Annotated in this window: 11 protein-coding genes; 6 read left to right on the top strand and 5 right to left on the bottom strand. The window is 72.5% G+C overall.

Annotated features, from left to right (window positions below; all coding sequences use genetic code 11):
* Positions 1–56 precede the first annotated feature (56 nt).
* Together WMF12_RS12875 and WMF12_RS12870 are read left to right on the top strand one after the other, a co-directional pair.
* Positions 57–2,894: a protein kinase domain-containing protein gene (locus tag WMF12_RS12875; RefSeq protein ID WP_437745921.1), complete on the top strand. Its 2,838-nt coding sequence runs from the start codon at positions 57–59 to the stop codon at positions 2,892–2,894.
* Between the two features lie 10 nt (positions 2,895–2,904).
* A complete protein-coding gene (locus tag WMF12_RS12870) occupies positions 2,905–3,984 on the top strand; it encodes a hypothetical protein (protein WP_437745920.1) in 1,080 nt (359 codons plus the stop codon).
* Between the two features lie 37 nt (positions 3,985–4,021).
* Here WMF12_RS12870 and WMF12_RS12865 read toward each other — a convergent pair whose 3' ends face one another.
* Entirely contained in the window at positions 4,022–4,837 is an 816-nt protein-coding gene (locus WMF12_RS12865) for a uracil phosphoribosyltransferase (RefSeq protein WP_012235100.1), read from the bottom strand.
* A gap of 146 nt (positions 4,838–4,983) precedes the next feature.
* Between WMF12_RS12865 and WMF12_RS12860 the strand changes: the two genes are divergently transcribed.
* A complete protein-coding gene (locus WMF12_RS12860) occupies positions 4,984–5,568 on the top strand; it encodes an SMI1/KNR4 family protein (protein WP_437871278.1) in 585 nt (194 codons plus the stop codon).
* 57 nt (positions 5,569–5,625) lie between these two features.
* Entirely contained in the window at positions 5,626–7,563 is a 1,938-nt protein-coding gene (locus WMF12_RS12855) for a protein kinase domain-containing protein (RefSeq protein WP_437871277.1), read from the top strand.
* Between the two features lie 14 nt (positions 7,564–7,577).
* On the opposite strand, the gene WMF12_RS12850 is transcribed toward WMF12_RS12855, so the two are convergent.
* Positions 7,578–8,570 carry a hypothetical protein gene (locus WMF12_RS12850; RefSeq protein WP_437745917.1) on the bottom strand — a complete coding sequence of 331 codons (993 nt, stop codon included), beginning with the start codon at positions 8,568–8,570 and terminating at the stop codon, positions 7,578–7,580.
* 194 nt (positions 8,571–8,764) lie between these two features.
* Between WMF12_RS12850 and hisD the strand changes: the two genes are divergently transcribed.
* Positions 8,765–10,147, top strand: coding sequence for a histidinol dehydrogenase (hisD, locus tag WMF12_RS12845; RefSeq protein ID WP_437871276.1), 1,383 nt, complete (start codon positions 8,765–8,767; stop codon positions 10,145–10,147).
* 167 nt (positions 10,148–10,314) lie between these two features.
* Here hisD and WMF12_RS12840 read toward each other — a convergent pair whose 3' ends face one another.
* Positions 10,315–11,244 carry a DUF4388 domain-containing protein gene (locus tag WMF12_RS12840; RefSeq protein WP_272103306.1) on the bottom strand — a complete coding sequence of 310 codons (930 nt, stop codon included), beginning with the start codon at positions 11,242–11,244 and terminating at the stop codon, positions 10,315–10,317.
* Positions 11,245–11,606: 362 nt separating this feature from the next.
* On the opposite strand from WMF12_RS12840, the gene WMF12_RS12835 reads away from it, so the two are divergent.
* Entirely contained in the window at positions 11,607–12,689 is a 1,083-nt protein-coding gene (locus WMF12_RS12835) for an L-erythro-3,5-diaminohexanoate dehydrogenase (protein ID WP_437871275.1), read from the top strand.
* 72 nt (positions 12,690–12,761) lie between these two features.
* Here WMF12_RS12835 and WMF12_RS12830 read toward each other — a convergent pair whose 3' ends face one another.
* Positions 12,762–14,978: an ATP-binding protein gene (locus tag WMF12_RS12830; RefSeq protein WP_437871274.1), complete on the bottom strand. Its 2,217-nt coding sequence runs from the start codon at positions 14,976–14,978 to the stop codon at positions 12,762–12,764.
* A 107-nt stretch (positions 14,979–15,085) separates the two neighbouring features.
* On the bottom strand, positions 15,086–15,460 hold the full coding sequence (locus WMF12_RS12825; protein ID WP_437871272.1) for a hypothetical protein: 375 nt from the start codon (positions 15,458–15,460) through the stop codon (positions 15,086–15,088).
* Positions 15,461–15,462 lie beyond the last annotated feature (2 nt).

The raw sequence follows: 15,462 nt of genomic DNA, 5'->3' as shown, positions 1-15,462 counted from the left end.
GGGCCGAGGGAGACCTCGACTCCAATCGCTATCCCGAACGTGGTAAGGTCCCGCGCGTGTCCACAGTGGTCTGCCCGCAATGCGCGAATCCGTGCGAGCAGGCGCACAAATTCTGTCCGGTGTGCGGCTTCCCGATCTCGGAGTTCAACCGGACGTCCGACGATCCGCTGATCGGGACGACGCTCCCTGGCAACTACGTGATCCTGGAGCTCGTCGGGGTGGGCGGCATGGGCCGCGTGTACAGGGCCGAGCAGAAGGCCCTGGGGCGCACCGTGGCCGTCAAGATCATCCATCCCCACCTGCTCGGCGACGAGAGCGCGTCGGTCCGGTTCATCACCGAGGCGCGCGCCGCGAGCCGCCTCAACCACCCGAACTCGGTCGGGGTCATCGACTTCGGTAAGAACGGCGGGCAGCTCTACCTCGTCATGGAGTTCCTGCGCGGGCGCGACCTCGCCCGCGTCGTCTACGAGGACGGCCCGCTCCCGTTCCGCCGCATCGTCGACATCCTCTGCCAGGTGCTCGCGGCGCTCGCCGAGGCGCACCACCTCGGCATCATCCACCGCGATCTCAAGCCCGAGAACATCGTGCTCGAGCCGATGCGCTCGGGCGGCGACTTCGTGAAGGTCGTCGACTTCGGCCTCGCGAAGCTGAAGGGGGAGGTCGCGACGACGAACATCACGAGCCCCGGCATCGTCTGCGGGACCCCGGACTACATGGCCCCGGAGCAGGGGCGCGGCGATCCGATCGACGCGCGGAGCGACCTCTACGCGTGCGGCGTCATCCTGTTCCAGCTGCTGACCGGCCGGCTCCCGTTCGAGGCGGAATCGCCGACGCAGGTGGTGCTGATGCACCTCTCCTTGCCGCCGCCCGATCCCGCCCTGCTCGCGCCGGAGCGCGAGATCCCCGAGCCGCTCGTCGAGGTCACGCTCCGGGCGCTCGAGAAGGATGCCGCGCGGCGCTACCAGTCGGCGGACGAGTTCGCGGCGGCGCTGCGCGCGGCGCTCGGGACGTTCGACACCCCCTCGGGGCGCTTCTCGTTCTCCGACGCGACGGTCATCTGCGGCTCGTGCCGGGCCATCGTGCCGCGCGGCCAGAAGTTCTGCGGCGAGTGCGGCGCCAGGATCGCGCAGGCGCACTCGCCCGCCCCTGCGCCGCGCGCGGCGCCCCAGGCCGCCCGGCGCGATCGCGCCCCCTCGGCCCCCACGCTCCCGCTCCCGTTCGCGGCGCGCGAGGACGACCTCGCGTGGCTCGACACCTGCCTCGCCGACGTCGAGGGCTCGGTCGTCGCCGCGCGCATCGTCGGCGAGCACGGCGTCGGCAAGACCCGGCTCCTCCGCGAGTTCCTCGACGTCGCCGCGAGCCGGGGCGACATCGTCATCCAGACCGGCCCGGACCCGTGGGGCGCGGAGGTCGGCTACTACGCGCTCCGCTGGGCGATCGCCGGGCTCGCCGAGCTCCCGCCCGACGGCGGCAACGCGTCGAACTGGAGCGGCGCGACGCCGGAGGCGCGGCGCGGGCTGCTCGAGATCTTCGGCAAGGGCGACCGCGGGAGCGACGTGCGCAGGCACGCGTGGAACAAGCCGACGGCGGGGGGCCTGTCGCCCGACGATCGCCGCTTCATCGCCGCGGAGGCCCTGCGCTGGGCGCTCTCTCGCGCGCAGCAGACCGCCTTCCCGCACCGGGTCCTGCTCGCGATCGACGACCTGCACGCCGTCGACGGCGCGAGCCGGAACGCGTTCGCCGACGTGATCGCGGAGCCGCCGCTCGCGGCGCTGCTCATCGTCGCCAGCCACACGCCGGGCTTCGAGCCCGAGTGGGGCGGCGCCGTGCGCGCGCTCGGCGGCCTCCCGAAGGACATCGCGCTCTCGCTCCTCCGCAGCAGCGTGGGCCTGGACCACCGCGCCGCCCGCAAGACGCCGCCGAGCATGGGCGGCCTGCGGCTGTCGCCGCGGCGCGACCCGTCGGACGGCGCCGCCGATCAAACCCCGCTGGCCCTGCCGCCGAGCGCGGCGAGCCCGGCCGTCCTCGGCGGCGAGGCCGCGACGGTGCCGCCGCTCTACATCGACCAGCTGGTGCGCTACACGCTCGAGGGGGGCAGCGACCCGCCCGCGCGGATGGCCGACCTCGTCGCCGCGCGGATCGAGCGGCTCCCGCAGGATGCGCGCCGCACGCTGCAGGCGCTCGCCGTCATCGGCGACGCGGCGGACCGGGCCACGCTGCAGCGCCTGCTCCCGGACATCCGCGCCTTCGACGACCTGCTCGGCAAGCTCGCGGCGGCGGGCATGATCGAGGAGCACTCGAGCGGCATCCGCACGGCGCACCCGCTGCTCCGCGACGTGACGCTCGCGACGATCCCGGCCGGCGTCCGGCGCGATCTGCACGCCAAGGCGACGTTCGACAGCGCGGGCGACCCGCTCGCGCTGCCGCTCGAGGTGCAGGCGATCCACGCCTACCACGCGCAGAACGCGTTCGTCGCGCTGATGCTCCTCGAGCAGGCGGCGGACCGCTCCGCCGCGCGCGGGGACAGCGCCGGCAGCGTGCTCGCGCTGCGCCGCGGCCTCGATCTGGCGCGGCGGGAGATCTTCCGGGGCGAGCTCGACGATCCGGTGCGCGCCGTCCTGATCTTCAGCCGGAAGCTCGGCGAGGCGCTCGCGCGCGCCGGTGATCTGACCGACGCCGACGGCGTGCTGCGCGAGGCGCTCGACCTCGCCGGCCCAGGCGGGCCTGATCGCGCGCTCGTCCTGGGCGCGCTCGCGCACGTGGCGCACCAGCGCGAGCGCACGGGCGAGGCGTCGATGTACCTCCGCGAGGCGATGGACCTCGCCCGGCAGGGCGCCGACAGCGACGTGGTGCAGTCGCTCGACAAGATGCGGCGCGAGTGGATGTCGCGCTGAGCGAGAGACGGTGAACGACGAGGAACGATCGCGAGGGCCCGGATCGCCGGCGAACGCAGCGGCATCGCCGCCGCGCGCGCCGTTCATCGCGCGGTGGGACCTCGACAAGACCTACCTCCGGACCGACTTCGACACGCTGCGCGACCTCGTGCGGACCGCGATCGAGCGGCCGGATCAGAAGCGCACCGTGCCGGGCGCGGGGTCGCTCCTGCGCGAGCTCGGCCGCGCGGGCGTCGAGACCCACATCCTCTCGGGCAGCCCGGAGCAGCTCCGCTCCCGCATCGAGCAGAAGCTGCGGCTCGACGGGGCGCGCTGGGCGTCGCTCACGCTGAAGCCCAACCTGCAGAACATCCTCCGGCTGCGCTTCCGCGCGCTGCGCGGGCAGCTCGGTTACAAGCTGCCCGCGCTGCTCCAGCGGCGCTGCGAGCTCGCGGATCAGCGCGACCAGAGCGGCGCGCTGATCCGCGAGGTGCTGCTCGGGGACGACGCGGAGGCCGACGCGTTCGTCTACTCGCTGTACGCGGACGTCTGCGAGGGCCGGGTCACCCCGCTGGAGCTCGGCGAGGTGATGCGGCTCGGGCACGCGTACGACGACACCATCGTCGATGCGATCCGGTTCGCGAGCTATGTCGAGAAGGGCCCCGTCGTCGAGCGCATCCTGATCCACCTCGACCGCCAGTCCTCGCCCTCGGATTTCCGGATCTTCGGCGACCGGGTCGTCCCCTTCTACAACTACCTGCAGGCGGCGTTCGTCCTCCACGAGGACGGCCGGATCGCGGCGCACGCCGTGCTCCGCGTCGCGCAGTCGCTGGTCGTCGCCCACAACTTCGACAGCGTCGCGCTCGCGCGGAGCTACGTCGATCTGTCGCGCCGCGGGCACGTCTCCGGCAAGGGCATCGCGTCCCTCGCGGCCGCTTACGGCGAGCTCGCGCAACGCAGGGCCGCGGGCGCGAGCGATCTCGGCGCGATGGTCGCGGAGCTCACGCGGCTCTGCAGCGATCTGCGCCCCGCCGTGAGCCGGCCGCACGCGGACATCGACTATCGCGCGCTCGCCGCCGGCCACAACCGCCGCTCGAAGCGCGGCCGCTGACAGCGGGCGGGGCGCCGCCGCGACGACGCCCTCGCGCTCACAGCCAGGCGTTGTTGAGGATCTCGCCGACGCCGCCGGCGCCCGGGACGATGTACTGGATGCTGTTCAGGCCGCGCTCCTCGTCCCAGTGCGTGCCCGGCTCGGTCTTGAGGACGCGCGCCGGCGAGAGGCCGCGATCGAGCCGGAGCGCGTAGATGATGGCGTCCGGGTGAGCCTCGGTGACGCGGCGGATGTACTCGGGCGTGACGATGAGGTGCATGGCGATGCACTTGGCCGGCCGCCCCTCGAGCGCGGTCTTGTAGTACGTCATGGCGCTGACCATGGACGAGCCGGTGGCGCCCATCGGGTCGGGGAAGAGCACGTGGCGCCCCTCGACGTCGCGGCCGATCTTGGCGTCGTGCCAGGTCGCGCCGACGACCTCGCCCTGCTCGTTCGTCTGCCGGCTCATGAACAGGTGATCCTGCCGGACCAGCGCGGGGTCGAGGACCTCGTTCAAGAGCTCGTAGACGACCTGGGAGGGCATCGTCCCGGCGCGCGCGATGCCCACGGTGACGGCCTTGGTCGCGCGCGACAGCGCGGCGCCGCGATACACGGCCTCCGGGTGGGAGGAGATCATCCGGGTCGGGATGTCGACGCGCGCGCGCCCCAGCTCGGCGGCGAGGACGGCGCGCGCCAGGTTCTGGTAGAGAACCCCGACGAGACGCCCGACGTCGGGCTGGACCGTCTCCGGGGAGCAGGCTCGAGCCAGCAGAGTCCATGCGAGCGGGTCATCGAGCAGGTGCACGCACGGACCGTACCGGTGGGCGATTTCGGGGGGCCGGAATCGACTCTCAGCGTACGCAACGTCGACCATCGTTTTTCTGTTACACTACCTGGCCCGGCGCGGGGTATTCCTCCGGTGCGCGCCGGTGCTCTCCCCGGGAGCGGAGTGGTTTCGAAGCGATGAGGGCGCCCGCCCAGCGGGCTGTCCCGGTGGACTTGCAAAGGAAGGGATGTTCGGTGGATAGCGACCTTGCCGAGTCGGTTACGGCGCTCAAGGATGCCTTTGTCCGAAGAGGCATCCCTGCGAGGTTCGGAAAGGCGGCTCCAGCGGCGGTGGAAGAGCTGCGCAAGACGCTGCGGGTGCCCGCGAGGTACCGCGCTTTCCTGCAGGAGGCCGACCCGCTCGACGTCGAGACGGTGACCCCGGTTGAGCGTGTACGCCTCATCCCCTCCGAGAAGCTCGCGGCCGAGCAGCAGGCGAACGGCGGCGACAGCTCCCTCGCAGGCTGGCGCAAGAGCTGGATCCTCATCGCTCGCAGCGCCCTGCTGGGAGATCCCTATTTCCTCGACATCTCGAAGCTCGACGCCGAGGGGGACTGCCCTGTGTTCACCTGTATGACAGGGATCGAGTCGCTCAAGCCAGAGCTCTGCGCGTCGAGCTTCCAGCAGTTCCTGCGCATCCTCGCTACCTCGATGGAGGTCGCGTCCGGCTTCGGAGAGAGCGGCCTCGACGACGACGACGAGGCCATCTTCCGCGAGGCGCTCGCGCCGAAGATCAAGACCATCGACGCCGCGGCGCTCCGCGCGGGCCACTGGACCTGACGTAACCTCCACGGCGCGCTGCTCGCCGGGCGCGCCGCGGATCGAGCTGACCGCGCCATGGCCAGGTGCCTCGTATGCAACGCCGAGAACCCCGGCTCCGCCCGGTTCTGTGTGGCGTGCGGCGCGTCGCTGACCGCGAAGGAGGCGGGCGTCGGCGCGGCGACCTCGGCGCCTCCTGCGCCCGGCCCGCGGACGACCGTCCCTGGGCAGCCGCTGCTGGGCGCGCTGGTGCCCGAGGATCCGGCGCACAGGGCCCGCCTCTCGGCCCTCGCGGCCGGCGGCGCGAACGGGCCCGCAGCGAACGTCCACGCGCCTCACATCGTCCCCGCGCCGCTGGCGGGCTCGCTGCCGCGGCGCGCGCCGGGCGGCCACCTGCCGGCGGGGACGCTCGTCGATCAGAAGTACGTGGTCGAGCGGGTGCTCGGCGAGGGCGGCATGGGCGTCGTCTACCTCGCTCGGGACGTCCACACCGGCCTGCACGTGGTGCTGAAGGCGGTGCGCCAGGAGCTCGGGCACCGGCCGGACGTGCGCGCGCGGACGCTCGCCGAGGGCCGCGCGCTCGCGCAGATCGATCATCCGAACGTCGTCCACCTGAAGGCGGTGGTGGCGGAGCGAGACGACCTCTGGCTCGTCATGCAGTACATCGACGGCGAGAGCCTCGAGCAGACGCTCGCCAGGTACGCCGAGGAGCGCCGGCGGATGCCCCTGCCCGAGGCGCTCTCGATCTTCCGGCAGATCGCCTCTGGCATCGCGGCCGCGCACCGCGAGGGCGTGATCCACCGCGATCTCAAGCCGGCGAACGTGCTCATCCGCGGCAAGGACGGCGTCGCGAAGGTCACCGACTTCGGCATCGCCAAGGCCGAGGCGGACGCGCTCGCGGGGCGCGGGCTGACCAAGGGGATCATCGGCTCTCTCTATTACATGTCGCCGGAGCAGGTCCTCGGGCGCCGCGACCTCGACAAGCGGGTGGACATCTACGCGCTGGGCGTCGTGCTCTACGAGATGCTGGTAGGGCAGGTGCCGTTCGACGCCGAGAGCGACATCGAGATCATGCGGCAGCACGCGGAGGTGCCGCTCCCCCTGGTCAGCGCCGTGCGTCACGACGTCCCTCCGGCGCTCGACGCCTTCCTCCAGAAGGCGTGCGCCAAGGAACGGGCGGATCGCTTTGCCAGCTGCGAGGAGCTGCTCGCCGCGCTCGACGCGATCGCCCACCCTGCGCCTGCCGCGGCCGCCGCGCCGCTCGGCGCGTCGAGCCGCCCGCCGCCGCCCGCGGCCACGACGGTCGACGAGGTCCGCGAGGGGCTGCGGTCGCCGTCGGGCGCTGCGCTGGCCAGCGGGCCTGCGGGGTCGCAGCGCGCGCGTGGCTCGTGGCTCGCGATCGGCGCCGGGGCCCTCGTGATGTTCGGCGGGGCCGCCGCGCTGCTCGGGCTGGGCGTGCTCGACAGGCCGCGCGATGGTCGCCGCCGGGCCGTCTCGTCGAGGGAGCAGCGCCCGGCGGCCAGCGCGAGCAGCACCACCCCGGCGGCGAGCGCGGAGCAGCCGCAGCCGTCGCCGCTCGCCAGCCTGATCGGGCTGTGGGTCGGCAACGGGCGCGAGCTCGAGGCCGTCCTTGCCGGCGAGTCGCTCGAGTTCCGGGTCCGCCGCCCGGAGCAGTTCGCGCCGCAGGACTATGCCGAGGGCGAGGCCCGCTTCTCGCTGCGCGAGATCCCCGGCGAGACCGGGGTGTTCGCCGTCGAGGACCGGCTCCGCTTCATCGCCCCCGAGTCGCGCAAATTCGATCCGGCCCGCTCCAGGGGCACCTGCCAGGACGTCCGCAGCGCGGTGGAGGGCCACCCCCTGCGCGCGAGCTTCGACGGGGCCCGCCTGAGCGTCGAGTTCGCGAAGATCGAGCCCTCGACGAGCAACTTCGTGGTGGAGCGCGGCAAGGTCGTCAGCTGCGTCGGCCTCAGCGCCCTCCCCGCCACGCGCGTCGTGAGCACGCTGTCGCGGCTGTAGCGCGGCACGCCGCGTTACAATCCGCCGACCGCGGGCACCGGCTGCGGCTTTCCGGCGTGGATGACCGCGCAGCGGACGGTCGTCGACGAGGTCGGCGCGCTCGCCCGCCCGCCACCCAGGACGAGCGTGCCGAAGATGTTGCGCGCCGCCGCATCGACCTCCGCGGCGCCGCGCGGCGGCACCGGGTTCCCGCTCGCGTCGAACACCGTCACCGCCTGCACGACGCCGCGGGCGATCTCGCCCTCCGGGAAGGACATCATCACCGTGGCGCGGACGTAGGCCGAGGCCCCCTCGACGATCCCGAAGCTGTACGGCTTCTTCGCGAAAGCGCCGCAGAAGCCGCTCGTGCCCATGCCGCCGTCGGGCCCGTAGTTCGCCGACGCCCACTGCCCGACGTTGACCGTGAGCCCGCTCTCACCCGAGCCCTGCGCGTACTGCACGCACTGGGCGAGCGCGGGATCCCACATCGCGCCCGTTGGGCAGCGCCCTACCTTCGCGCACGCCTGGCCGGTCCAGACCTCGTCGCGCGCGCAGGTCTGCGAGAGCGGTACGCACGCGGCGGTCGGACCGTCGACGATGAGCTCCTGGCCAGGTGGGCACCCGAGCTTCTGCCCGGCGCCGACCGCGACGCCGATGTTGGTCGCCACCTGCTCGCGCGACACACAGTAGCCCGTGCTCTGGTCGATCTCGTCGCCGGGCCGGCAGCGATCGGGAGCGCACCCGCCGGCCTCGTAGTGGCGACCCACGCCGCAGTAGGCGTTCGCCGCCTGGGGCGTGAGGCACTGGCCCGCGACCGAGAGGTAGCCCTTCAGGCATCGGCAGCGGTTCTGCTTCGTGTCGAAGCCGGCGCCATCGCTGCACGACGAGATCGAGCAGCGGCAGCTGCTGCCCTGGCAGATCTTGAGGAAGCAGGAGTTCTCCGGGCAACCGACGAGCACGGCAGGCGCCAGCGCGAGGAGCACGACCGAGAGCGCGGTGGAGGCGAGACCAAACGAGCCGGACCGCATCGGGCGACCCTACTCGATCCGCTCAGGCCCGGGAACTCGGGGAGCGACGCGCGGCAGCCGCCGCGATGCGCTGCTGCGACCGCTGCGCGCGCCGCGGTCGCAGCAGCGCGGCCGACGTACCGGCGGCCGGGGTGGTGTGGTACGGGGTGTCGCCGTCCACGCGGAGATTCCACCGCGCCGGTCCATATCAAGCCATGCTGCCCATCTACATCGAAGGTTCGCCTCAGTTCGAGTCCACCCTGTCAGCCCTGCGCACCCGCGGCACGGGCGACCTCGCGAACGTCACGCCGGCCGTGACCGAGATCATCGACAACGTGCGGCGCGGGGGGACGTCCGCCGTGCTCGGGTACATCGAGAAGTTCGAGCGGAGGACGTCGAAGGCGCTCGTCCGCCACGCAGGCCCCGAGGCGGAGGGCGGATTCGGCGGAGCCGAGGCGCTCGCGAGGCTCTCGCCGGAGGTCCGCGCCGCGCTCGAGACCGCAGCAGCGAGGATCGCGCGTTACCATGAGCGGCAGCGCGACGCGGGCGATCTCGGCCCCGCGAACGTGGCGGCGAACGGCCCCGCGCTGCAGGCCGGCTTCAGCTACGAGGAGGAGGGCGTCCTGCTGGGCATGCGCGTGCGCCCCCTGCGCCGGGTCGGCGTCTACGCGCCGGGCGGCAAGGCCCGCTACCCCTCCAGCGTGCTCATGTCGGCCATCCCCGCGCGCATCGCCGGCGTGCGGGAGATCGTCCTCGCGAGCCCGTCGGCCGACGACGCCACGCTCGCCGCCGCGCACCTCTCCGGCGTGACGACCCTGCTCGACTCGGGCGGCGCGCAGGCGATCGCGGCCATGGCCTACGGGCTCCCGGAGCTCGCGCCGGTCGACAAGATCGTGGGGCCCGGCAACGCGTACGTCGCCTGCGCGAAGAAGCTCGTCTTCGGGGATGTGTCGATCGACGGCATCACCGGGCCGAGCGAGATCCTCGCGCTCGCCGATGAATCCGCGGATCCACGGCTCGTCGCCGCCGATCTCCTCTCGCAGGCCGAGCATGACGAGGCGTCCTACGCCCTGCTCGCGACCACCTCCGCGAAGCTGGCGGAGGCGGTCGCGCGCGAGCTCGACGCGGCGCTCCCCGAGCTCACGCGTCGCACGATCGTGCAGGCGTCGCTCTCGACGCACGCGGCGGCGCTGGTCGTCGGCTCGCGCGCCCGCCTCGCCGAGATCGCCGACCAGCTCGCGGTCGAGCACGTGGCCTTCCACGTCGCCGACGCTGAGGGGTTGTTCTCGGAGATCGGCACGCTCGGCGCCGCGTTGCTCGGCGACCTCACCCCGGTCGCCGCGGGCGACTACCTCGCGGGGCCGTCCCACGTCCTCCCGACCGGCGGCTCAGCGCGCTTCGGTGCGCCGCTCGGGGTCTACGACTTCGTGACGCGCGCGAGCCTCATCCGGTACTCGAGCGCGGCGCTCCGGACGCAAGGCCCGATCATCGAGAAGCTGGCCTTGGCCGAGGGCCTGCAGGCGCACGCCCGCGCCGTGTCGCTCCGCCTCGCGAGCAAGGCGACCGACCCCGCGAAGCGCGGCACGTCGCAGTCCTGACACCGCGCTGCCGCCCGGCGCGCCGCGCCCTCGGGAGCGCGGCGCGCGAGGACGCGCTGTCGACCGCGCTCCCCTGACCTATCGAGCTCGGTTCAGCCGAGCGCTGCGCGCGCCGCCGCGATCGGCCGCCTTGCGCGGCCTCGCGACGCCGTGCGCTCCCGCCAGGCTCACTCGGCGCGGAGGTAGCCCGCGTTGATCATCTTCAACACGGACTGCGCGGTCTCCAGATCCGTCGCGGGGCTCTTGTTGAGGACCATCGCGAGGTGCCCGTGGTTGTAGACGACCTGGAGGACGTCGAGATCGACGGGCGAGAGATCGCGGAGCTGCGGCTTGAGCGGCTGGGGGATGACCAGGCGCGCCGACAGGTCCGGGAGCTGGTGGCGGATGTTGTTCAGCTCGTCGATCTGCCGGAGCCCCTCCATGAGGAGCTCCTGCACCGTCGCGCTGATCTCGCCGGTCATGACCCGCTCCTCGGCCGCCTCGAGGTCGAACGTCCCGCCGGCCCAGGTGAGGATCCGGTAGACGCTCTTCAGCGGCGGGACGTCGGTCAGATCGTTGATGGTCGCAAAGGTCACGATGCCCTTGCGCAGGTAGATCTTGCCGACGTCGTCGTCGGAGCGGACCACGAGGACGCCGCTCTTCTTCGATGTGCCGAAGAGCTGCAGCAGATCCGGGAGCGGGATCTCGTCGATCGACCCGGACATCGACCGGGTCTGACCGCTCCTCAGCGATGGCTCGTCCATCCGTTTCCGCGCCGGCGGCGCGCCCGGGTCGGTGGAGACGACCTTGAGGATGCTGGTGCCGATGAGCACCCGATCGCCCTCCTTCAGGGTCGTCTTCTTGATCTTCTCGCCGTTGACGAACGTTCCGTTCGTCGAGCCGAGATCCTCGATCACAATCGACTGTTCGGTGCAGGCAATCCGGGCATGGCGCCGGGAGACCATGTCCTCGACGAGGACCATGTCGAGGTCGCTGGAGCGACCCACGACGATCTCCTGCTGCTCCCCGAGGGGGAATTCGCCGCCTTGGTACTTCCCGGAGATGAAGCGCAACGCTAGTTGCCGCGTTGCCGACACCTTGGGAGCGTGGTTATCCATCGCAGGGAGTAAAAACCTTCGTGCGCTTACGAGAGCGCCAGCAGGGGGCAAAGCTTAGTTTCACCGAGCAAAGGTGGTCAAGAGATCCGGTCCGTTCTTTCAAATGAGTCGGCTCGTCCGATCCTGACGCAACGCGCCGGCCCCCCTCCCTCGGCCGCCACAGTGGCGCGCCGCGGGGGTAGGGGCCAACGTACTCGGCGCACGCGAGTGTATCCAATTTGAGGGAAAGAGGGCGATTGGCTCCGTCGAAACGGCCGGCATCGCCGGTTTCCGGGGCCCCCGGGCCCCAGGCGGTGCGCCGGGCCGCCTCAGCGAGGAATCCTGCGGTCGCTCGGCTCATTGCCCTTGCTTTCGAGCCCGGCATGTTGAACGGCCTCGACGTGAGCTCCGAAGCGACGCGACCCACCCTCTCCGCAGGCGATCCGCTGGGCACGCACCGCGTGCTCGACCCACCGGGGGCCATGCCCCAGCCGGCAGAGCGGCTGGACGCCGACGCCTCGCGCCGCTTCGAGACCGAGATCGTCGTCGATGTGCAGACGCTGAACATCGACGCCGCGAGCTTCCGCCAGATGGAGGAGGCCTCCGGCGGCAGCCCGGACGGCGTGGCCCAGCTCGTCCTCGAGACGGTGGCGCGCCGGGGCAAGCAGCACAACCCGGTCACCGGCTCGGGCGGCATGCTGCTCGGCGTCGTGCGTCGGGTCGGCTCGCTCGCCGAGCACCGCGGCGTCGCCGTCGGCGATCGCATTGCGACGCTCGCGTCGCTCTCGCTCACGCCGCTCTCGCTTCGCCGGGTCATCGCCGTGAGGCCCGCGTCCGCGCAGATCGACGTCGAGGGCACCGCGATCCTCTTCGGGTCGGCGCCGCTCGCCCGGATGCCGACCGACATGCCCGAGCGGCTCGCCCTCGCGCTGCTCGACGTCGCCGGCGCGGCGCCTCAGGTGGCGCGCCTCGCCGGCCCGCGCGACAGCGTGGTGGTGCTCGGCGCGGGCGGGAAATCGGGCCTCCTGTGCGCGGCCGAGGCGCGGCGCTGCGTCGGCCGCGCCGGGCGCGTCATCGGGATCGAGGCGTCGCCGGGGCTCGCCGCCGATCTGCGCTCGCTCGCGATCTGCGACCACGTCGCGGTCCTCGACGCGCGCGACCCCCTCGCCGTGCGCGACGCCGTGCTGCCGTTCACCGGCGACGCGGGCGCCGACCTCACGCTCTCGTGCGTGAACGTCCCAGGCGTGGAGCTCAGCGCGATCGTCGCCACGCGCGATCGCGGCAAGACGTACTTCTTCGCGATGAGCACGAGCTTCACCGCCGCCGCCCTGGGGGCCGAGGGGATCGGCAAGGACGTGGACCTCTACATCGGCAACGGCTACGCCCACGGACACGCCGAGCACACGCTCGCGCTCGTGCGCGAGCATCCCGCGCTCGAGCGGCTCATGACCTCGCGCTACGGCTGAGCGCTCCGCTCGACGCAACGCGCGCAGCGCGCACGCGCCCGGACGCCGCGGGCGCTTCCGGGGTCACCCGCTTCAGCCGGGCCGCTCCTGAGGGGCCGGCTCGGCGGGCGCCAGCGCCGCGGGCGACGGCTGCGGCGCGCTCAGCTTGTCGACGGCGGCGGGGAGGATCACGGCGAAGGTGCTCCCCTTCCCCTCGTACGACCGGACCTCGATGCGGCCGCCGGCGCTCTGCGCGATGCGCTGGCTGATGGACAGGCCGAGCCCGGTCCCCTTGTCCTTCGTCGTGAAGAACGGCAGGAAGATGTTCGCGAGCACCTTCTGGGAGATCCCGGGGCCGTTGTCGGTGACGTTGAGCTCGACGAACGGCTCGTCCGAGCCCGAGCCGGGCCGCGTGCCGCGGCCGAAGCGGACGCGCGTCGAGATCACCACCTTGCCCCGGCTCTTCATGGCCTGAACGGCGTTGCGGAACAGGTTCATCAGCACCTGCCGCAGCTGCTCTGGATCGATGGCGACGCGGGGGAGATCGGGATCGAGCGTGACCTCGACCTCGAGCTGGTCGTTCCTGCGCTCGATCGAGAGCACCTGCAGGGTGCGGCGCACGATCGCGTTCACGTCGGTCGGGACGACCGAGCCCTGCGCCGGCCGCGCGAGATCGAGCACCGAGCCCACGACGCGATCGAGCCGATCGACCTCCTCGAGGATGATCCCGAGGAACTCGCGCGACGCCGCGTCGATCTGCGCTTCCGGCACGGGATCGGCGAGCAGCTGCGCCGCCCCCTTGATCGCGCCGAGCGGGTTCCTGATCTCGTGCGCGAGCCCGGCCGCCATCTGGCCGAGGAGCGCGAGCCGGTCGCGCTCCTTCATCTGCGCGTAGAGCCGCGAGTTCTCCAGGACGACGCCGATCTGCGCGGCGAGCGTCTCGAGCAGGGTCAGCTCCTCGGGAGAGAACGCGTCGCGCACGCGCGTGTCCGCCACGACCAGGAGCCCGATCGGCTCGCCCTGCTCGTCGCGCGCGCACAGCACCACGCCCGAGCAGAGGCTGCCGAGCACCTCGGCCGCCGCGAGCACCGCGTCCTCGGGGACCTGGGGCCGCACCTCCGTCCGCCGCGCGAAGTTGCCGTCGTCGTCCGCGTCGCTCTGGCTGCGGCGCGCCCGCCGCTCGCGCGCCTCCCGCTCCAGCTCCTCCATCGCGAGCGGCCCCCGGTCGAGGCGATCGAGCAGCGCCCTCGCGGTCGCCACCTCGATCCGCTCGGGGACCCGCGGCCCGAGCGAGGCGAGCCGGTCGAAGCCCGTCCCGTCCTGATCGCGGAGGTAGAGCGCCGCCGCCGTGACCCGGCGCGACTGCTCGAGCGCGCTCATCACGATCGAGCCCATCTCGTCCACCTCGAGCGTGTGCACGAGGCGCCGCCGGGCCTCCGCGAGCGAGCGGTCGAGATCGAACCGCTCCCGCAAGAAGAGGCGCTGGAGCTGCTCCTCGACGCGCTCCCGCAGCGGGTCGAACAGCACCAGGATGACGATCGCGGCGAGCACCGCGTTCAGGTACATCGTGTTGAAGCCGCCGATGAACGTGAGCAGGAGATAGAAGATCAGCGCGATCAGGAACGCGACCGCCGTGGCGACGAGCAGGCGCGCGAGCATCTCGTAAGCGTCGAGCAGGCGCTCGTGACGGAGGGCCTGGGCGAGGACGAACAGGAACACGATCGAGAGCGCCGCGCCCACGGGCGGCGGCTCCGCGCCGAGGAACCAGGCGAAGTCGGCGACGCTGGCGAGCCCGGCGAGCGCGCCGATCACCACGAGGAACCGCACGCGGCGCTGCGTCGCGCGCGAGGAGCTCTGCTTGCCGCGCTGGCCGAGCGTGTACAGCCCCGCGGTGAGCAGCGCGAAGACGTAGAGGAAAATGCAGCCGCGCGTGAGCCAGTCGAGCCACGAGCCCGGCTCCCGGCTCACCAGCACGAGGATGAACAGCGGGATGACGAGCACCCCCGCGAACCGGAGCAGCCGCGAGCGCCGATCCGGGTCATGGGGGATCATCGCCTCGAAGAGCTGCAGCGCGAACTGCGGGAGCAGCACGGCGAGGATCGCCGTGAAGCGCTCCCAGATCGAGGCCTGGAAGAAGCCGAAGAGCGACTGCGAGAGGTACCAGAGCCCGACGTCGGCGGCGAACGCAGCGAAGAAGAGGTGGACGCGGCGGACGCGACCTCGCAGCAGCGTCGACGCCGCGATGGCGAGGGCAAGGGCCCCGCAGACCAGGGTCGTCCGTGTGCGGAGATCGATCCCGAGCGGCGCCACGCGCGAAGGCTACCGCGGAGAGCCGCGCGGCGACCGCAAAACGCGCCGGGGAGCGGGGCCGGGAGGCGCCGGGGCGCAGACGCGCTCAGGCCGCCCGGGCGCGCGGCTCAGCGCGTCCCGTCGCTCTCGGAGGGAGCGGTGTCGTGTCTGTCCGCGCTGCTGGGGCTCCACGGGAGCGGGTCCGGGTTGCAGCGCTCCTGCGATCGCACCTCGATCGTCGTGGGCGCGCCGTCACCGCTGGACGGCGGCGCGACGTCGCGCGGCGGGAGCGACGCAGGCGTGACGAAGTCGGTGACGGGTACGACGACATCGCCGTCGATGCCATCGCTCGATCCGGACGCTTCCTCGGAGATCATCGGGTCGAGATCGCTCCACGCTTCGACGCTCTGCTCCTCGTGCTCCGGGGACGCGATCGCGCAGCCCGCCAGCAGCAGAGGCGCCGCGAAGCCCCCCGACAGCCAACTCCTCCAGCAACCTCGCATCA

It is taken from the genome of Sorangium sp. So ce363 (genome assembly GCF_051520435.1).
Taxonomy (GTDB): Bacteria; Myxococcota_A; Polyangia; order Polyangiales; family Polyangiaceae; genus Sorangium; species Sorangium cellulosum_B.
Note: the sequence above shows the minus strand (reverse complement) of the source record. Positions and strands in the feature narration are given on the sequence as shown.